This is a genomic window from Parabacteroides sp. ASF519, from assembly GCF_000364265.2.
GTDB lineage: Bacteria > Bacteroidota > Bacteroidia > Bacteroidales > Tannerellaceae > Parabacteroides > Parabacteroides goldsteinii.
The window spans coordinates 6104904-6124952 of record NZ_AQFV02000006.1; the positions used below are offsets into that span (position 1 = coordinate 6104904).

The 20049-nt window shown below is 43.8% G+C and carries 18 protein-coding genes and 1 pseudogene; 12 read left to right on the forward strand and 7 right to left on the reverse strand.

Going from position 1 to position 20049, the window contains the following annotated elements; all coding sequences use genetic code 11:
* Nucleotides 1-241: 241 nt before the first annotated feature.
* Together C825_RS24570 and bamG are read left to right on the forward strand one after the other, a co-directional pair.
* Nucleotides 242-1564 (forward strand): DUF4270 family protein, encoded by a 1323-nt coding sequence (locus C825_RS24570; RefSeq protein WP_010800541.1) that lies wholly within the window; start codon nt 242-244, stop codon nt 1562-1564.
* Complete coding sequence (gene bamG, locus C825_RS24575) at nt 1551-2753, forward strand: BamG family beta-barrel-assembly machinery protein (RefSeq protein WP_010800542.1); 1203 nt, start codon at nt 1551-1553, stop codon at nt 2751-2753. Before C825_RS24570 ends, bamG begins: the two co-directional genes overlap by 14 nt.
* An 11-nt stretch (nt 2754-2764) precedes the next feature.
* Here bamG and C825_RS24580 read toward each other — a convergent pair whose 3' ends face one another.
* The 5 genes from C825_RS24580 to rplS form a co-directional block, all read right to left on the reverse strand.
* Nucleotides 2765-3811: a DUF2776 domain-containing protein gene (locus C825_RS24580; RefSeq protein ID WP_009859504.1), complete on the reverse strand. Its 1047-nt coding sequence runs from the start codon at nt 3809-3811 to the stop codon at nt 2765-2767.
* A 102-nt stretch (nt 3812-3913) separates the two neighbouring features.
* Nucleotides 3914-4351 (reverse strand): LytR/AlgR family response regulator transcription factor, encoded by a 438-nt coding sequence (locus C825_RS24585; protein WP_010800543.1) that lies wholly within the window; start codon nt 4349-4351, stop codon nt 3914-3916.
* Nucleotides 4352-4501: 150 nt separating this feature from the next.
* Entirely contained in the window at nt 4502-5260 is a 759-nt protein-coding gene (locus tag C825_RS24590) for a LytR/AlgR family response regulator transcription factor (protein WP_009859506.1), read from the reverse strand.
* A gap of 20 nt (nt 5261-5280) precedes the next feature.
* On the reverse strand, nt 5281-6465 hold the full coding sequence (locus tag C825_RS24595; protein ID WP_010800544.1) for a sensor histidine kinase: 1185 nt from the start codon (nt 6463-6465) through the stop codon (nt 5281-5283).
* A gap of 187 nt (nt 6466-6652) precedes the next feature.
* Nucleotides 6653-7000, reverse strand: a complete 348-nt coding sequence (rplS, locus tag C825_RS24600; RefSeq protein WP_009859510.1) for a 50S ribosomal protein L19 — start codon at nt 6998-7000, stop codon at nt 6653-6655.
* 411 nt (nt 7001-7411) lie between these two features.
* Here rplS and C825_RS24605 point away from each other — a divergent pair.
* The 3 genes and pseudogenes from C825_RS24605 (at nt 7412) to C825_RS24615 (ending at nt 11289) form a co-directional block, all read left to right on the forward strand.
* Nucleotides 7412-8910: pseudogene (locus tag C825_RS24605) on the forward strand (glycoside hydrolase family 3 protein).
* 104 nt (nt 8911-9014) lie between these two features.
* Nucleotides 9015-10208, forward strand: coding sequence for a serine hydrolase domain-containing protein (locus C825_RS24610; RefSeq protein ID WP_250690619.1), 1194 nt, complete (start codon nt 9015-9017; stop codon nt 10206-10208).
* Between the two features lie 52 nt (nt 10209-10260).
* Nucleotides 10261-11289, forward strand: coding sequence for an aminotransferase class I/II-fold pyridoxal phosphate-dependent enzyme (locus C825_RS24615; RefSeq protein WP_009859514.1), 1029 nt, complete (start codon nt 10261-10263; stop codon nt 11287-11289).
* A gap of 422 nt (nt 11290-11711) precedes the next feature.
* Here the strand turns inward: C825_RS24615 and eno are convergent, their stop codons facing one another.
* Complete coding sequence (eno, locus tag C825_RS24620; RefSeq protein ID WP_010800546.1) at nt 11712-12998, reverse strand: phosphopyruvate hydratase; 1287 nt, start codon at nt 12996-12998, stop codon at nt 11712-11714.
* Nucleotides 12999-13233: 235 nt separating this feature from the next.
* Between eno and C825_RS24625 the strand changes: the two genes are divergently transcribed.
* From C825_RS24625 to C825_RS24655, 7 genes are all read left to right on the forward strand, one after another.
* Nucleotides 13234-13632: a hypothetical protein gene (locus tag C825_RS24625; RefSeq protein ID WP_010800547.1), complete on the forward strand. Its 399-nt coding sequence runs from the start codon at nt 13234-13236 to the stop codon at nt 13630-13632.
* Nucleotides 13633-13760: 128 nt separating this feature from the next.
* Nucleotides 13761-14570: a MotA/TolQ/ExbB proton channel family protein gene (locus C825_RS24630; protein ID WP_010800548.1), complete on the forward strand. Its 810-nt coding sequence runs from the start codon at nt 13761-13763 to the stop codon at nt 14568-14570.
* A 5-nt stretch (nt 14571-14575) separates the two neighbouring features.
* Nucleotides 14576-15184, forward strand: a complete 609-nt coding sequence (locus C825_RS24635; protein ID WP_009859518.1) for an ExbD/TolR family protein — start codon at nt 14576-14578, stop codon at nt 15182-15184.
* A 12-nt stretch (nt 15185-15196) separates the two neighbouring features.
* Nucleotides 15197-15871: an ExbD/TolR family protein gene (locus tag C825_RS24640; protein WP_009859519.1), complete on the forward strand. Its 675-nt coding sequence runs from the start codon at nt 15197-15199 to the stop codon at nt 15869-15871.
* A gap of 37 nt (nt 15872-15908) precedes the next feature.
* Nucleotides 15909-16724, forward strand: coding sequence for an energy transducer TonB (locus C825_RS24645; RefSeq protein ID WP_044215307.1), 816 nt, complete (start codon nt 15909-15911; stop codon nt 16722-16724).
* Nucleotides 16725-16922: 198 nt separating this feature from the next.
* Nucleotides 16923-17861, forward strand: a complete 939-nt coding sequence (locus C825_RS24650; RefSeq protein WP_010800549.1) for a PstS family phosphate ABC transporter substrate-binding protein — start codon at nt 16923-16925, stop codon at nt 17859-17861.
* A gap of 21 nt (nt 17862-17882) precedes the next feature.
* Nucleotides 17883-19463 (forward strand): tetratricopeptide repeat protein, encoded by a 1581-nt coding sequence (locus C825_RS24655; protein WP_010800550.1) that lies wholly within the window; start codon nt 17883-17885, stop codon nt 19461-19463.
* Between the two features lie 87 nt (nt 19464-19550).
* Here the strand turns inward: C825_RS24655 and rplQ are convergent, their stop codons facing one another.
* Nucleotides 19551-20048: a 50S ribosomal protein L17 gene (gene rplQ, locus C825_RS24660; protein ID WP_010800551.1), complete on the reverse strand. Its 498-nt coding sequence runs from the start codon at nt 20046-20048 to the stop codon at nt 19551-19553.
* Between the last annotated feature and the right edge of the window lies 1 nt (nt 20049).

Sequence of the window (20049 nt, forward strand, 5' to 3'; positions counted from 1 at the left end):
GTTGCAAAAGAATAAAGTATCCGAAACACCGGCAAATTAAATCGACAAATGGCGGTTCCTGTCCGATGAACGGGTATTTATGGGAGGTAAAAGGCTTTTTCGGACGTTGTTTCCAGCTTAGCGCCGACTAATCTCCGGAATCAGGCGATTAACAGAGAAATCCGGGGCATTGGCAGGTTATTCTTGCACAGGAAATACCGAATCCGGTTCTTTGTGCGGTCAATAGAATAGTATTATATATATGAAAAGAAGCCTTTTTCTGCTATGGATATGCTTGGCAACAGCCGGTTGCCTCTTCCAATCCTGCTATGACGAGAGTAATAAGTATGGTAACGGATTAGTATCTTCGGCATTCCGCAATATCAGTACCGACACCAGTACGGTGACAGTCGCAGCCATGTTGATTGACTCGCTGGAAACCTCCGGCAAGGAGCTCATCCTGCTGGGTGAATATACGCATCCGGTATGGGGCAAAATGTCCTCCTCCGGTTATGTATCCTATAACCGTCCTTCCTATAATACCGATATAGACGAGCGCGTCGTACTCGATTCGCTTATGCTCACCTTCAGGTACGGAGGTTATTATATCGGCGACACGCTGAAGGCCCTACGCTTCAACGTACACAGGCTAACCCAGAAACTCAGGCTGGGAGACAACGGTTATCTTTACAACACCTCGTCGTTCACCTATGAAGCCGAACCATTGGCAAGCCATAGCTTTATCCCGCGGCCAAACAGCGGGGAAGAAGTGGAAGTGCGCCTCCCGGACGAAATGGGACAGGATTTCCTGACCCGTTTCCACAGCCGCGACGTACAGGTTAATTCCGATTATTTCGAAGATTATTTCAAAGGGCTGGTCGTTATTCCCGAAGGGGCCGACAACCAGTCGCTCCTCTCCTTCCAGGTGGCCGACAGTTCTGCCGTGCTCGTTCTCCATTACCATATAATAGATGAAAAGGAAAACGAACAGGAACTGACCTTTACGCCCAATACCAGCACCCAGTTCAATCATTACGAGCATGACCGGAGCGGTACGGCGCTGGAACCGTTTCCTCCCGGGCAGAAGGAAATCCCTTCCTCCCAACTGGATAACAGGGGTGTTTTGTTTGGCGGACTGGGATGGTATGCCCGCTTGGAATTTCCTTATATCAATAATATCCTTATGCAGGGAGAGCAGGTGGCGATTGAAAGCGCACTGCTAAAAATTTATCCTGAACCGGGCACGTTTTCGGCAGAGAATGCCCTGCCCGACAGCCTTTATCTTTATATCGCCGACGAGAACAACGTGGTTACCGATGCCGTGACCGACTATCTCGGTGAAGAGGTGCAAAGCGGAACATTGGTAAAAGATGACACGTATGATGAAAATACCTATTATTACTTCGACATTACCAGTTTTATGCAACAGGAACTGGGAGCTTTCGGTATGTATAAGCATAACCTGCAACTGGTATTCAACGAAGATACGTATACAAAGACATTCCGCAACCTGACCTTCAGCGACCAGCAAGGCCGTTCGCCCATTGTTTTACAGCTAATCTACAAAGTATATGAAAGTTATTAAGCATCTGACTCTATTCCTTTTACTGACAGTTACCGTCAACGCACAAAATATAATGACCTCGTCGCCTTACTCGATGTTCGGGATCGGCGAGATCGTAACGGGATTGTATGGTTCCAATTCGGCGATGGGGGGTGTATCGACAGGTATGCGCAGCACCTGGTTGCTCAATACGGAAAATCCGGCTGGCCTGACGGGGCTCGACACGCTCCGGTTGTTTGCCGAGACATCCGCCTTTATGAAAAGCGAGTCGTACCAGTCGAAAAACGGTAACAGCAATGCTTTCACCGGAAATATGTCGGCTTTCACGCTGGCAGGACGTATCATGCCGCACTGGTATATGGCAGCGGGATTGACCCCTTATTCATCGGTCGGCTATTATTTCCAGAGTACGGAGCCGCTGGAAGGTTCACCCGGTTCATACTATACAAGTACGTTCGAAGGATATGGCGGACTGTCAAAGGTTTACCTGACTAATGCATTTATGTTGGGCAAGAATCTATCGGCTGGCGTCAACGTCAGTTACATCTTCGGAAACACTAAACTTACGGAAAGCCAGAGCAGCATTTCCGTAGAAAACAGAATGTACACGCATGCGTTCTATGCTGATTTCGGATTGCAATATCACCGCCAGATCGGAAAAGAGACGGCTTTTACAATCGGGGCCGTTTACGGATATAAACAGCGTCTGAGCATTGAAAATTCGATCGCGATCGTTTATAGCAGCAGCGAAACAGAGGAAAGCAAAAGGAATACAACCCAATATCTGCCTCAATTTGCCGGCATAGGCGGCTCGCTGACTTACAAGAAATGTACTTATGCGCTCGACTATGATTTCCACCAGTACAGCAGCCTTTCATCGGGCGACAGCCGGGTAAAATTCAGGGATTCGCATAAATTGCGGCTGGGGTTCGATTATTCGCCCAACGGTTATTCGTCTTCGAGTTTCTGGAAACGCAGTTCGTATAAGGCCGGAGTAAACCTGTCGACTCCTTACTTGCAGATCAACGGGCAAAAAGGTTACGCCTACCGCTTCAGTGCCGGAATGGGACTTCCGGTAACGAACGGACGGATCAACGTAGCCCTTTACTACGACAAGACCCAACTAAATAATGATGTATACGGACAGAGCACTTTCGGGATGACGGTTACGTATACGCTGAGTGAGTTGTTTTATAAGTTGAAATTGTAATCGGGAGCCTTCTATTTCGAAGATGTCCCGCTCTCCAGAATGCTGACAATGGAGAATAAAGTAAAGCAGATGCCACCCAAGCCGGCTAAAACTCTGGCCGGAACAAAATAGTAAGCATGAGCGGAACCCAGTTCGAACAGGAAGGCGGACAGGAACAAACAAGTCAATGCCGTAAATATAGGTATTAACGGAATACGGTTTGATAATTTGAATTCGTGCCGCCATATTTTGGATAGCAGGATCACTTTGCTGGAAATGCTATAGCATACCAATCCCAGTCCGATCATGATATAGCCTGTTGTACCGTTTGCCGGATTGATGGTAGCCAGGATCAGGATAATTCCCCATACAACACAAATACTGCCCATGACCAATACCATAATAGGCCAGAATTCACGTTCGGTAGGAGAAAATATATTCCTGATCTGCCGGGCAATAGTCGCTACCAAGGCAATCAGACTCGTACAGATACAGGCCAGGCCGATCATCACATGGCCAGCCACAAAATATTTCGAGCTCTGGTCGCTATGGGCTAACAGGCAGAATGCCCATATCCAGACAGTCAAGGCGATCAGTCCGGCAATAGCAATCAGGGTCAGTCCCTGGGCACGGGTAAAAGCCTCGGGCGGAATATCATGGCCTGTCTTTTTCGAATTGACGGTAATCATGGTGAACCGGGTGGAAGAGGTGGCAGTTGTGGCTACACAAGCAGTAATCAGTCCCACTCCGCAGATTACATGACCGGCTACAAACGATGCCGTATCAGGCGACCGCATAATCCATATCCCTGCAACGACCGTCAGGATAGCCGACAAATATCCCAATGCCGGAAGCGCATACCGACTGATCTCTCCGAAAGTATTAATAATCTGCCTGATAATGGTTGCCGCCGTTGAGAACAGGGCTATACAAATCATACCCAAAGAAAATACGACCGGACCAGCCACAAAACGGCTCGGGTCGGTTCCATATTCATACACGAACCAGCCGTAACCGAAACAGAACAGGGCCATCAACAAGGGTATAGCCCTAAAAAGAACACTAATGCCGTAATTCATAGTCTATTTGTTTTTAATTTTCCTCCAAACAGACAGGATTACGGCATTGTTCCTCAAATTACATTTTTATAGAATCTTTTTAGTTATCAGGGACAGGGAGACCTATTCCTGCAAGGCCAACCGCCCCATAAGTGCCGGAAGGTAGGAGTCGCTGATCGGGATCAACTCGTCACCGATGCGGATACGTTTCCGTTCGATATAACTGATGTGGGAAAGAGATACGATATAAGAACGGTGCACACGGCAAAACAAACTGTCGGTGAGGTTTTCTTCAAACCGCTTCAGGCTGACCTGCGAAAGCAGCGGTTTGCCGTTCGTGCGATGAATCTTCACATAATCGCCATAGCCTTCCAGAAAAAGAATCTCTTCTTTACGAAGGCGAATGATCTTACTTCCTTCCCGAACAAAAACAGGTTGTTCAGTCTGTTCTTTGTGCAACACTTCATGCACATCAGCCAATGCTTTATCCAACTTCTCAAAATAGCCCATCAGAGCATTCAACGTAGAAGCATCTCCATCGAAAGTAATACATTTCAACATAGTCGCTTTTCTTTTAAGTTTACACTACAAATAAATAAGAATATTCGGTGAACAAAGGTTAAGAACCGATAAATGGTAGAATTGGGTCGGTGAATCGCCCGGAGGAAGAGGGTGAAAAAAATCACCTCGATGATGCAGTATTTCACCGGATCATTCTTCCATCAATATCCATTTCTTGAATACCGGGGTTTTCGTTTTACTGATAATGATACGTTCCGGAATAGGCAAAGTGAGGTTGACCGACAGGCGGCTGCCGAACCAAAGGTCAATATCCTTAATGGCTTTCCGGGAGATAATGAACTGGCGGTTGGCACGAAAAAAATGCTTTTCATCCAGTTGGTCGCCCAAGGCATCCAGAGTGCGGTCTACCGGATGCAGCTTGCCGTCGGAAGTATAAGCAGTAACCTTTTCATTCATTGTATAAAAATACAGGATATCTTCTACCTGCAACGGATAAAATTTGTCGGTGAGCATGATCAGAAGGCTCTTTATGACGTGCCGTCCCTGTATGGTATCGTTCGTGCGCCGGATATGGGCCAACCGCTCTTCGGGGCTGAAGAGGCGCAATTTTCCTAATGCCCGTTCAAGGGAAGTCAGTGTGATCGGTTTCAGCAGATAATCGATACTGCTGACCTGGAAGGCTTGCAGGGCATACTCGTCATAGGCCGTTGTAAAAATGACCGGTGCAGCGATTTCCACCTGTTCGAATATTTTGAAGGCTGAGCCGTCAGCCAGGTGGATATCCATAAAGATAATATCCGGCTGGGGATAGTTATGGAAATAAGTAACGCTTTCCTCTATACTCTCCAGTTCGGCCACTACCTCGACAGGCATCATGGTGTTTTGCGAAAGAATTGCTTTCAGGCTACCAACAGCAGCCGTTTCATCCTCGATAATTACAGCGTTCATACAGTTTAATCTTTTAATTGTTATACCCGTCCGTTACCGTTCAGCAAAGGAAGGGTTACCTTAAAATAATCTTTCCGGTTAGAGATATGGATATCCTTTCCGGTAAGCATCCGGTAGCGTCCCCAGAGGTTCTTCAACCCGATGCCGCTTCCTGTGCTCTCTTCCACCTTCGGCTGTACCCTGTTGGATACGACCAGTTGGCTCTCTTTAGTAGTATAAACGTCGATTTGCAGCGGATACTGCTTGCTGATCACATTATGTTTAACCGCATTTTCGATCAGCGGCAGAATACTCAGGATGGGCAAATGCCATAATAAAAGTGCCGGAACCGCTTGAATAGAGAAGAATAGCTTCCCTTCATAACGGACGCCAAGGAGATAAGTATATGCTTTTACAAACTGCAATTCTTCTGCCAGCGTAACCATTTCTTTCTTGTTGCTCTGCAAAATATAACGGAAAACATTCGACAACTCATCCAGATAAGTCAATGTCTGCTCCTTCTCCCCGCTCCTGATCAGGGAGTTCAGCCCATTCAGGGAATTGAAAAAGAAATGAGGGTTGATCTGTCCCATCAAAGCATTGTATGAAGTCTGGAGTTTTTCAGTCTTCAATTGTTCATATTCAAGCATCATCTGTTGTTTACCATTCAGCAGGCGTATCAAAAGGACACTCAGCAAAACGGTTAGCAGTATAAATAGATGTTCCGTCAGAAAGGGTTTCGGGAAATCTGTCGCCCGGCTGAGAACCATAGACATATGCGGATCAGGGGAAGCAGGGGGTGTCGCTTTCTTTCTTGCCGCATCTTCCATTATAACAAAACTATCAGAACGGAACATTTGATCAACTTCCAAAAGGTCGATCATCACAAAACGGTGTATGACCGGATACATGAAAAAGAACGCAATGCCACAGACGATTGTCACACCGACAGACAACAGGATTGTTTTATATTCTTTATTACAAAACAGACGGTCGCCCAACTTATACATTTGAGAATCCAGTATAAACAGCAGAAAGGCATATACGAAAAACCAAAATAAGGAATAATAAAGAAATTCATCTCCGGACGAATAGTTCCCCGGGAAAGGGACTCCCAGCGACTGCATTTTATAAGTATGCATCAACATGGTAAAGTTGACGAATAGGCTTAACAGCACTGACACGATAAAACCAATCAGCAGATTGTTTTTTACGGAATGTTGCATAAGTGTTTTATTTATAGGTGACAAAGATAACCCTATTCCCCTGCCGGAAAAACACAAACCGACGAAACGGCTAAAAACATCGGCGAATCGCCTGTCCCTGCTTATAAAGCATTTATCCCTATCCAACAAAAAAGCCACCCGAAACGAATCGGATGGCTTTTTTGTATGGCAATTAAATCCCGAAGGATTAGAATCTTCTTTCTTTGATTCTTGCTTTCTTACCTGTAAGAGCACGCAGGTAATACAATTTAGCACGGCGTACTTTACCCAGTTTGTTTACAGTGATGCTTTCGATGAACGGTGATTCGATCGGGAAAATTCTTTCTACACCAATGTTCTCAGACATCTTACGAACAGTAAAACGTTTTTTGTCACCATGTCCTGAGATACGGATAACAACGCCTCTGTACTGCTGGATACGTTCTTTGTTACCTTCTTTAATACGGTAAGCTACTGTAATAGTGTCACCACTCTTGAATGAAGGATATTCCTTCTTTGTAGCAAACGCTTCTTCTGCAATCTTAATTAAATCCATTGTTTTATAGCTTTTTAATTGTAATTTTAAATGAAACGCAATTTAACGGGCTACTTCTCCCGACAGAGATTGCGCAAAGCGGATGCAAAGTAACGAAAGATTTATTTGATACGCAAATTGTTTACGGAATAATTCATGAATTATCGCCACTCTATAGAGACTATTCAGCTTATTTTCTTATTTTTGGTGGATAATAATGATAACGTGAAGATGAGGAAGATACTTACAATGCTGTTATGTTCTGTGTGTTTACTAACGGCCAAAGCACAGACTATTCCTAATATGTACCGTAACGTCGATCAGGCAAAAATGAATCATTGGGTTGATTCTGTGTTTGATAAGATGAGTTACGATGAACGGATCGGGCAACTCTTTATGGTGATTTCCGAACCGAAATCGGATAACCGCACCATGCAACGGCTTATGCGATACGTCAATGAAATAAAGCTCGGAGGAATCCTCTTTCATAAAGGGAATCCTGTTACCCAGGCTGAAGTAACCAACCGGTTGCAAAAAGCGTCACGTGTCCCGATGTTCGTTTCGCTGGACGGAGAATGGGGCTTGTCCATGCGCCTTAGCGGAACGACCCGTTTCCCTAAAAACATGATGCTGGGAGCTATCGAAGATGATAAACTGATTACCGAATACGGAAAGGAAGTAGCCCGCCAATGCAAAGAGATGGGCATTCAAATCAACTTTGCCCCGATATAGATGTAAATAGTAATACCGATAACCCGGTAATCGGCCTCCGTTCGTTCGGAGAGAATCCCCGTGCCGTTGCCGATAAAGGAATAGCCTATGCTCGCGGATTGGAAACTGCCGGTATCATCTCTGTAGCTAAACATTTCCCGGGGCATGGCGATACTTCGGATGATTCGCATAATACATTGCCTGCCGTCCATCATGACCGGGCACGCCTGGACAGCGTTGAATTGTATCCTTTCAAACGTTACATCTATGATGGTTATGCCGGAGTTATGACCGGACATCTTTATGTTCCGGCACTGGATAAAACCCGTAATCTCCCTTCCTCCTTTTCCCGTCCGATTGTAACGGGACTGTTGCAGGAAGAACTTGGTTTCAGAGGCCTTTGCTTCACAGACGCGCTGGCCATGAAAGGTGCTACGACTAAAAAATCGGATAATCCGTCAGTAAAAGCATTACTGGCTGGGAATGATATATTGCTGGCCCCGGCTGCCCCGATTAACGATTTCACAGCAGTGAAAGAAGCGATCGACGAAGGTATTTTATCCATAGAGGATATCGAAGCCAAATGTATCAAGATACTCCAGTATAAATATATTACCGGACTGGATAAATACCGACCGATTGAAACGAAAGGATTAAGCAAACGGCTGAACTCACCGCATGCTGCCTGGCTGGCCGCCAAACTCAATGCAGAAGCAATTACATTATTAAAGAACGAATCCGACATGGTCCCGCTCAGACAGCTGGATAAAAAGAAGATTGCCGCCTTGTCAATCGGTTCGCCTGCCGGAAATGAATTTCAGGAAATGCTGGGACGTTACGACAGTATTGCCTGCTTCAGCATCAGCCGTAGTTCAACAGCTGCACAAATCCAACATGTTTACAGACAGTTGGAGAAATACGATGTAATCATCTGCGGCGTACACACAGTCCGCATCCCTGAAAGCCTGCAACTCCGCCAGCTGGCGACTAAGAAAGAGCTCGTTTATGCCTTCTTTACCCTGCCCTATTTCTGTAAGGAATATAAAAGTTCCATTATGAAAGCGAAGGCGGTAGTGATGGGATACGAAGGAACGCCTCTTGCTCAGGAATATGCCGCCCAGGTTATCTTCGGGGGATTCCAGCTAAAGGCAAACTACCGGTTACCATCCCAGGCGTATTCCATGCCGGAGCCGGTATCTTCACGGAAAAAACACGGTTAGGTTATCACGAACCGGAGGAAGTCGGAGCCAATCCCATACGCCTCGATGTAATCGGATCCATTGCAGAAGAAGGACTTGAAGAAAATGCCTATCCGGGTTGCCAGGTGCTGGTTGCCAAAGACGGTATGATTATTTACGACAAGGCCTTTGGTTACTTTGACTACGACCAAAGCCGGAAGGTACAGGAAAATTGCGTCTACGACCTGGCGTCTGCCTCCAAAGCGGCCGGGACTTTACTTGCCGTAATGAAAGCGTACGATGAAAAGAAATTCACCCTCAATAATAAAATAGCGGACTTTCTCCCCGAACTGAAAGGTTCCAACAAGAAAGACCTGAATATAAAAGAATTGCTTTACCATCAGTCAGGAGTTGTCTCCACAATCAATTTCTATCTGAATGCCATCGATAAGGATAGTTACAAAGGCAGCCTTTACAGCAGTGTAAAGAACGCTACCCATCCGGTACGCTTCGATGCCAAAACATACGTACGCAATGATTTCAACTATCTGCCCGACCTGGTTTCTACTGAGAAGAAACCGGGATTCACCACCGAGGTAGCCCGCAACTTCTACCTGCACGATTCCTTCAAAGACAGTATCATGCAGGAAATAAAAGACTCCCGCCTCGGAACACGCGGCAAATATGTGTATAGCTGCGTCAACTTCATCATGCTGAAAATGATGGTGGAAAACCAGATGAAGCAACCGATGGACCAGCTGTTGCATAACGACTTTTATAGCCGGCTGGGAGCCTGGCACACCACTTATAACCCGCTGAAAAGAATAGACAGCCTTCAGATTGTCCCGACCGAGAACGACCAGTTCGTGCGCCGCCAGTTACTTCGTGGCTATGTGCACGACGAAGCTGCCGCTTTCCAGGGGGGCGTCTCCGGCAATGCCGGCCTGTTTTCGAATGCCAATGACCTGGCGAAAGTATTACAGCTTTTCCTTAATCAGGGCACTTATGGCAACGAACAATACTTATCAACAGAAACCTGTCGTCTTTTCACCCAAAGTAAAAGCCCGACAAGCCGCCGCGGACTGGGTTTCGACAAGCCTGCCCCGGGAACACATAAAGGTTCTCCTTGCAGCAGCCTGACGCCACCTTCCGTCTATGGACACACCGGCTTCACCGGGACTTGTTTCTGGGTGGATCCGGACAACCAGTTACTTTATATCTTCCTTTGTAACAGGGTCAATCCGTCGCGTGCCAATAATAAACTCAGCCAGTTGGATATCCGCAAACGAATACAGGATGCAATCTATAAGGCAATTGATAGGAAAAGCCAAAAAGATTAGTATTTTTGCACCACCTTTTAGAACAACATTAATTACATAAAACAAATAAAGTATGCTATTCGGACACGGTGATGACTTTTACAATTCGCAGAACGAAGTAAAGATTAACTTCAGTTCTAACGTATGGCACGGTGCTAACCTCGATAAACTCAAGGAACATCTCAATGAGCATTTCAGTAAACTGACACGTTATCCGGAACCGGATGCTGCTTCACTTAAAAGGTTGCTTGCCCGCCGGTATGAGATAAAAGAAGAAAATGTAGTTGTAACCAATGGTTCGATTACCGCCTTCTATCTGTTGGCACAGGCTTGGAGAGGGGCTAAATCAACGATTGCCGTTCCTTCCTTCTCTGAGTATGAAGATGCCTGCCGCCTACACGAACACGAGATAAATTTCTTCCCAACCTCCGACGACCTTTCGGAGCTTTCTCTGGAAGGGCAGGATTTCTGCTGGATATGCAATCCTAACAATCCGGATGGTAAATTGATTCATCGTACGGAATTACTCCGGTTGATTGCAGCCAACCGCAATACAAAATTCATCATCGACCAGGCTTATGTTGCCTTTACCACCGAAGATATGCTAAAGCCTTCAGACGTTAAGAATCACCCAAACCTGATTCTTATCCAGTCTATCTCTAAGGCCTACAACATTCCGGGATTACGTATCGGTTACCTGGTGGCTTCTCCAGAAATAACAGCCGAAGTAAATAAGTATATCATCCCCTGGTCGGTAAACGCTATTGCGCTTGAAGCCAGTAAATATATCCTGATTCATCCGGCCCAGTTTACTTTGCCTATCCGTAAGTGGCAGCGTGAAACAGCCGAATTGATTTATCAGTTAAGCAAATTCGATAACCTGGAAGTCATTCCTACTTCAACAACCTTCTTCCTTGTCCGCCTAAAGAAAGGCACAGCGGCAGAACTAAAGAAATACTTGTGGGAGAAGAATGGAATCCTGATTCGTGATGCCTCCAACTTCCGCGGACTGGATGAAACATACATCCGCCTGTCCACCCAAACAAGTGCTGAAAATCAGATATTGATTGATGCTATCCGTGAATGGTTCGCTCAATTATAATAGTATAAAATAGAATAGCCGGAGTAAAGAGATTGTTTTTGCTCCGGCTATTTCATCTCTCACATGCATTAATTCGAATAAAAACCATTCACCTTTTATCTGCCTGTCATCTATCGCTCCCCCTACTGACTATTCCTGCATAGCATACTGTCTTTTACTATAAAAGATATGACTCATTCTCTTTTCCATCGCCGTCGCAAAGCTTACCGACGGACGTGGATAAGCTTGCTGACGTCCGTCGGTAAGCTTTGCGACGGTCGTGAAAAAGACAAGATATAATATGCTTTCGATTAGAAATAAATAACCTCCGGGATAGTTACTACTAGCCTTTCTGATAAAGGTAAGGGACATAAACACCAAAAGGCCACCTCTTTGGGAGGCAGCCCTTCAGTCTATTACATCTGATTCTGTAAGTGTCAGAATTATTTTTTGTACGTCTTATAGCCATAAACAGCCAGATCGCCCAATTCTTCCTCGATACGAAGCAACTGATTGTACTTAGCCATACGATCCGAACGGCTTAAGGAACCAGTTTTGATCTGTCCTGAATTAGTAGCTACAGCGATATCGGCAATCGTTGCATCTTCCGTTTCACCGGAACGGTGCGACGTCACTGAAGTATAGCCGTTACGGTGAGCCATTTCAATAGCATCCAGTGTTTCACTTAATGTTCCGATTTGATTTACTTTAATCAGGATAGAGTTGGCACAGCCTTCTTCGATACCTTTCTTCAAGAATTCAACATTAGTTACAAACAAGTCGTCACCAACCAACTGAACACGGTCACCTAAAGCTTTGGTAAGATGCTTCCATCCTTCCCAGTCGTTTTCGTCCATACCGTCTTCGATAGAGTCGATCGGATATTTGTTAACCAAATCCAACAGGTAAGCCACCTGTTCGGCAGCAGTCCGTTTGGCACCGTGGACACCTTCAAACTTCGAATAATCGTAGATACTCTTCTTATCGTAAAACTCGGAAGCAGCACAGTCCATAGCGATTGTCACATCTTTACCCGGTTCGTATCCGGCAGCTTTAATAGCGGCCATAATAGAACCCAAAGCATCTTCCGTACCGTTGAGAGCCGGAGCAAAACCACCTTCGTCACCAACTGCCGTACTCAGACCGCGGTCGTGCAACACCTTCTTCAAGGCATGGAATACTTCTGCTCCCATACGCAAGCCTTCACGGAAACTCTTTGCACCTACCGGGCGAATCATAAATTCCTGAAATGCTATCGGAGCATCACTATGCGAACCGCCATTGATAATATTCATCATCGGAACAGGCAATACATACGTATTTGTTCCGCCTATATAACGATATAACGGTAAATCGAGATAACTGGCAGCTGCTTTAGCTACGGCCAGCGAAACGCCTAACATGGCATTGGCACCGAGTTTCGACTTTGTCTTTGTTCCGTCCAACTGAAGCAGTTTATGGTCGATTGCACGTTGGTTTAATGCACTCATTCCGATGATAACCGGTGCAATTACATTGTTAACATTATCCACAGCTTTCAGTACACCTTTGCCTCCGTAGCGTTTTTTATCACCGTCACGCAGTTCTATTGCTTCATTTTCACCAGTAGAAGCACCGGATGGAACGGCAGCACGACCAAAAGCGCCGCATTCAAGAAGCACATCTACCTCTACTGTCGGGTTACCACGGGAATCAAGAATCTCTCTACCTATTACTTTTTCAATTTTCATAACCTAAATATTTAGTATTCTGTATTTTTTTCACTCAGTACAAATATAACAAACGGTTCACTAAGATTGTTGCCAAACCCTTATAAAGATTTTCAATGAATAAATAGAGGACTGCCTTTCTGAATACTATACTTTATCTATATTTATCCCCCGAATCAACAGGCATTTTTTCTTAAAAAGTTACAACCTTTTGCATTAACAAAATGTTTTAACATAAAAAGTTTATTGTCGAATCATGAAGAAAGTTCTGTCCATATTAACACTCCTTATCCTGATCTTTACAGGGCAGGAGATTGCGTTTAATATCGACAACGAAGAGATGATTCAACCATGTAACCTTAATGGCGAAGAAAAGAGCCTCTCCTACGATAATAAATTAAAACAGTTTGAATTAGGAAAAATCCCTCTTGAGTCTCTTGATATAACTGCACGTACCAAACCGGCTTTCGATAACTACGAACGGCTATTCAAATTATCGAACAGCAATAAGAGTCTTCTTCTCTTGAAGTTGAAAGAGCAGGCCTCACAATATAAAATATCGGAGACATTATCTATTATCCATACAATAAACTACCTCTCGCTTCGCAAATGCGGAAATCAATGGATCTACGTTTTGCGAAAACTCATTATTTGATATTATTATAAGACATTTATAATTGTTGATTATGCCTTCGAATACGGCATGATCCGGGTGTGCATTTCCTTTTTTGTACACTAAGACTATTATTTTCTGTTTTTTATCTCTTTAATAATATCAAAATTATGAAAACAAATCAATCTGTTATATCGAAAACATCTAATGGCGTTTCAGCCGGCATCGTCATTATCATTTGCTTTATCCTGGCAGTATGCTTCTTTCATTTCGTACTGGGCAATCCTTCCAACTTCATGGATAATAATCCGGATAATCATCCGCTTCCCGGCAACTATGCTGGTACGATTTATAAGGGAGGTTTCATTGTCCCCGTTGTTATCACTCTTTTACTTACTGTAATCACCTTGAGTGTAGAACGTTTTATTGCCATCAACCGGTCTAAAGGGAAAAAAGCCCTGCTAGGATTTGTACGTACTATAAAAAAAGACCTTGAAGACGGGAATCTGGACGCAGCTCAAAAGGCTTGTAAAGAACAGCAGGGTTCTGTGGCCAATGTGGTTAACGCCGCATTGACCCGTTACACTGATGTAGAAAACAGGGCGGATCAGACCAAAGAACAAAAGATGGTCATCATACAGAAAGAGATCGAAGAGAGCACGGCACTGGAATTACCGTCTATGGAACAGAACCTGCCGGTTATTGCTACAATCTCGACATTGGGAACTCTGTTCGGGTTGCTTGGAACCGTACTGGGTATGATCCGTTCGTTTGCCGCCCTGGCCAATGCCGGAGCTCCCGACTCGGTAGCATTGTCGACCGGTATTTCCGAAGCTCTGGTCAATACGGCCTTAGGTATCGCCACCGGTGCCATGGCTATTATCTCGTACAACTATTTCACCAGTAAAATAGATAATATCACCTATGCCATCGATGAAATAGGTTTCTCTATCGTACAAACATTTGCGGCTAAACACTGAAACATATGCCTAAGATTATAGTAAAACGAAAAAGCACATTCATCGACATGACGGCGATGAGTGATGTAACGGTGTTACTGCTTACTTTCTTTATGCTGACATCTACCTTCATCCAGAAAGAACCGGTCGTGGTTACTACTCCGGCTTCCGTTTCCGAAATAAAAATACCGGAAACGAATATTCTTTCCATCCTGGTAGATCCGGAAGGGAAAGTATTTATGAGCATGGACAAACAAGAGGATAAGGCAAACGTATTAAAGAAGCTGGGACAAGACTACGGTATTAACTTCAGCGACAAAGAAATATACGAATTTAGCCTTCTTCCTTCCTTCGGTGTTCCTATCCAGAATATGCAGGAATTTCTGAATCTTCCGTCTTCCGAACAAGACCGTCTGACGCAGAATTACGGAATCCCTGCCGATAGCACGAACAACCAATTCAAAGCCTGGGTACAACATGCCCGCGAAGTGAACCGCGACCTGGTGATCGCCATCAAAGCCGACCAACAGACGCCGTATCCTAAAATCAAAAATATAATGAACACATTGCAGGACCTGAGAGAAAACAGATATAATCTCATAACAACTCTCAAGAATGTGCCCGACAATGTTTAAACAACAAGCAGTATGGCAGAAGTAAATACAGATAAAGGAAAAGGCGACGGCAAGAAAGGCAAACAAAAGAAAGTCAATATCCGTGTCGACTTTACGCCGATGGTGGATATGAATATGTTGCTGATCACGTTCTTCATGCTTTGTACTTCGCTGAGTAAGCCGCAGACCATGGAGATCAGTATGCCGTCGAAAGACCATGTCACGGAAGCCGAACAGACAAAAGTGAAAGCCTCTAAAGCCATCACCCTTATATTGGGTGAAGACAGCAAGGTGTACTACTATTTCGGTGAACCGGATTATGAACATGTAGAATCACTGAAAACAACCGATTTTTCTCCTACCGGATTACGTAACATCCTACTGGAACGCAATTCCGACGCTGTACAACAAATATCGGAGTTGAAAGTGAAAAAGCTAAACAAAGAAATATCCGAAGATGAGTTTAAAAAGCAGGCTACAGAGATAAAAGGAGGCAAAGATGCCCCGGTCGTACTGATCAAGGCGACCGACGATGCTTCTTATAAAGACCTGGTAGATGCGCTCGACGAAATGCAGATATGCAATATTGGTAAATATGCAATCGTCGATATAACCGACGGAGATAAATTTCTGGTCGACAACCTGAAAAGCGGCGGAGAACTCGCTAAACAAATAGCAGAGGCTAATGCCGGCCCTAAAAGAAAATAATTCGTATCACCAATAAAAAAGAACGATCATGATTAATATGAACAATATAAATCTGAATTCACCGGAGTGGTGCGAATTGATCTTCAACGGGAAGAATAAAGACTACGGAGCATACGAGTTGCGTAAAAATTCTTCCGGCAGACATATCCGCGCATTGATCATTGTAGCTATCGGAGCTATTCTGGTCATGACAATCCCGGTTTTGATCAAATCGGTTATTCCCCAGCACGCCAAAGAGCAGGTACTGGAAGTAACGACACTTTCCAACCTGCAAATGGAAACGAAGGTACCGGAAGAAAATCAAATCCGTAATTTAGAGGCTCCACCTCCTCCCGTACTGAAAAGTACAATCAAATTTACCCCTCCTGTTATTAAGGCGGATAAAGATGTAAGGGAGGAAGAGGAAATCAAGACACAGGAAGAACTGACAACCTCAAAACTGGCTATCTCAGTGGCAGACGTAAAAGGTTCCGAAAGTGAAGATGCCATCGACATTGCAGACCTGAAAGACAACAAGGAAGTGATTGAAGAAGAAACCGAACCTTATGTTGCCGTTGAACAAATGCCGCAATTCCCCGGTGGAAACGAGGCTTTACTGAAGTTCATCAGTACACATTTGAGATACCCGGTAATCGCTGCCGAAAATGGTATTCAGGGAACAGTTACCCTCCGCTTCGTTGTAAGCCCAACGGGAGAGATCACGAAAGTGGAAGTTCTAAGACAATTGGATCCGGCTTGCGACAAAGAAGCATTACGCGTTATCAAGTCTCTGCCACAATGGGTTCCGGGGAAACAGAATGGTAAACCGGTACCGGTCTACTTTACAGTTCCGGTACGATTTAAATTGCAATAAGATGGAGGTAAAGTGTATAAATATGAAGTTTGTCTGGGGTATATTCATGGTCATGATATACCTCGGAATGACTTTCCTGCTGGTTTTCACTAACTTGTTTAATGAGAATATGTCATTCCCTATGCGAATAACAGTTGGTATTCTGTTCTTCTGCTACACTTTATTCAGAGGTTACAGGCTCATAAAAGACGGCAAACGATGAAAAGTTTATTCTATATAACAGTATGTATAGTTCTGTTGGTTTCTTGCGGAAACAAGAAAACAGAAACACCGGATGATACACCGACCAGTGGCGTTATCGCTATAGCTTCCGATGGCTGCTTTGCCCCTGTCGTAGAAGAAGAAATCGCCGTTTTCGAAAGTATTTATAAGGAAGCCGGGATTGTTCCTTACTTTTCCGGTGAAACAGAAACTATCAACAGGTTGCTGCGCGATAGCATCCGGCTGGCCATTACTTCACGCCCGCTAACCAAAGAAGAGACGGAATTTATGAACACTAAAAAATTATTCCCCAGAAACATTCAAATAGCAACAGATGCCATTGCATTGATTGTGAATAAACAAAATACAGATTCTCTGATTGGTATCCCTGCATTGAGAGACATACTGACGGGAAAAATAAAAGAATGGAAAGAACTCTGTTCCGATAACCAATCGGGAAGGATCGAAGTTGTATTCGATAACCCTAATTCCGGAACTGTACGCTATGCTATCGATTCAATCTGTAACGGAAAATCATTTTCCGGGGATTTACATGCAATGAAAGAAAACCGGCAAGTAATAAACTATGTATCCCAAAACCGTGGAGCGTTAGGTATCATCGGAGTAAACTGGATCAGTAATCCGTCCGATACAAGCAACATGAGTTTTTCTGAGAATATAAAAGTAATGGCAGTCAGTCCTTACAGACATGCCACTGCAACAAATAGTTTTAAACCGTATCAGGCCTACATCGCATTAAAAAAGTATCCGATGAGCAGGCCTGTCTATCTGATATTATCAGACCCCCGCATGGGCCTGGCTTCCGGTTTTACAACTTTCATAGCTAGCGACCGGGGACAGCGGATCATTCTTAAATCAGGTATTCTTCCGGCTACACAACCTGTAAGGTTGGTGAATGTCAGAAATCAGTTATAAACCTTATAAATATTTACAGTCATGAAAAAGGATTTATATATAATCATTTTAAGTTTTATCGCTATTGCCGTTTACGCAGATAACCGGCAAGGCATTGACTTTTACAAAGCCGGCGAACCAACCATAGCAAGCCGGCTTTTTGAGAAACAGCTGAACAGTTCTCCTGCCGAGCAGGCTGAAGCTTTATATTATCTGGGAGAAATTGCCTTTGATGAAAATAAAACTTCCGAAGCTCTGGCTAATTACCAGAAAGGATGGACGACATTTCCTGATTATGCCTATAATAAAGTAGGTGAAGGTAAAGTGCTACTCAAAACAGATAAATCTACTGCGCAAAAAGCATTTGATGCAGCAATCAAAATCAATAAAAAAGATGCTTCTGTTTATGTCGCTATTGCTAAAGCCTACTCAATGAACGGAATGGAGGCAGAAGCCCAGGCGGCTCTCGATAATGCAAAGAAATATAATGCTAACGACCCCGCCATTTATTTGTATGAAGGCGATTTACTTATCAGCAAAGATAAACCAGGAGATGCCGCCGGAAGATATGAACAGGCTATCCACTTCGATCCGGCCTGCAAGGAAGCTTATATCAAATATGCAAACGTATATCAGGGAGTCACTCCAACATTATCAATAGAAATGCTTCAGAAAGTAATTTCAAACTATCCGGATTACTTGCCGGCGTACTGCCATTTGGGAAACATCTATTCATTACAAGGGAATTATCCTAAAGCTGTAGCAGCTTATAAAACCTACATGGCAGGAGGTCTTTACTCAACAGACAATCTGGTTCATTATGCCTCTGCTTTGTTCTTCAATAAACAATACGCTGAATCCGGTAAAATAATCAGTGAAGGACAAGCTATTGACCCTGATAACTTTTTATTGAAACGTCTGGCCATCTATAATGATTACGAAAGCAAAGCCTACGAAAAAGGACTGGAAGAAATAGAGACTTTCTTCAATAATCCGGATGCTAAATATATCTGGCAGGACTATTTATATTACGGTCGCCTGCTGAATAAAGCAAAACAATATGATCAGGCAGCAGATGCATTACAGAAAGCTATAAAAGAAAGTTCTTCGCATACAGAAATCTATAAGGACCTTGCTGAAGTTTATAGTAACAGCGAAAATAATGCTGAGGCCATCAAGGCTTATACACAGTATATAGAGGCACTGGGAGAAGAATCGGAAGCTGCTGATTACTATCAATTAGGTAAATATTACTATACAGCAGCTGCAAAAGATAATATTGCAGCACAAAAGTACCTGTTCAAAGCTGATAGCTTATTTGCTATTGTAAAAGAACGTGTACCGGATAGCCACCTTGGTAGCCTATGGCAGGCACGTACACAATCTCAACTGGACCCCGAGACAGAACAGGGTTTAGCCAAACCCTATTACGAGTCTTGCATTCCCATTCTTGAAAAAAACAAAGAGAAATATAGCAATGAATTAACCGAATGTTACCGTTACCTGGGCTACTATTATTACTTGAAACAAGATATGGATAACTCCAAAATTTACTGGAACAAGATTTTATCAATCGATCCATCTAATGCTACAGCGCAGGAAGCTTTAAAAAATATCAAGTAAGTAAACAAATAAATTAATTTGTTTATATACAAAAACAGCCGGCATAAAAATGTCGGCTGTTTTTGTATCGTATATAAGTTACAGAAATTATTCTGCAGCTTTTTCTTCTGTTGCTTCTGCTGCAGGAGCTTCAGCAACCGGAGCAGCTGTTTCAGCAGCTGTAGATTTCTTACGAGAACGTCTTGTTTTCGTAGTTTTCTTAGCTGTAGTATCCTTCAACATGTTTTCGTTGTAATCAACTAATTCAATGAAGCACATAGCAGCGTTGTCACCTAAACGGTTACCAGTCTTAATAATTCTGGTATAACCACCCGGACGATCACCGATCTTCTGAGCTACTTCCTTAAAAAGTTCTGTTACAGCGTTCTTATCCTGTAAAGTACTAAATACCACACGTCTTGAGTGAGTTGTATCCTCTTTGCACTTTGTGATCAGAGGTTCAACAAACTTACGAAGCGCTTTAGCTTTTGCTGTTGTCGTAAAGATTCTCTTATGCTTGATCAAAGAAGAAGCCATATTAGACAGCATTGCTTCACGGTGAGTATTTGTACGACCTAAATGATTGAATTTCTTATTATGTCTCATC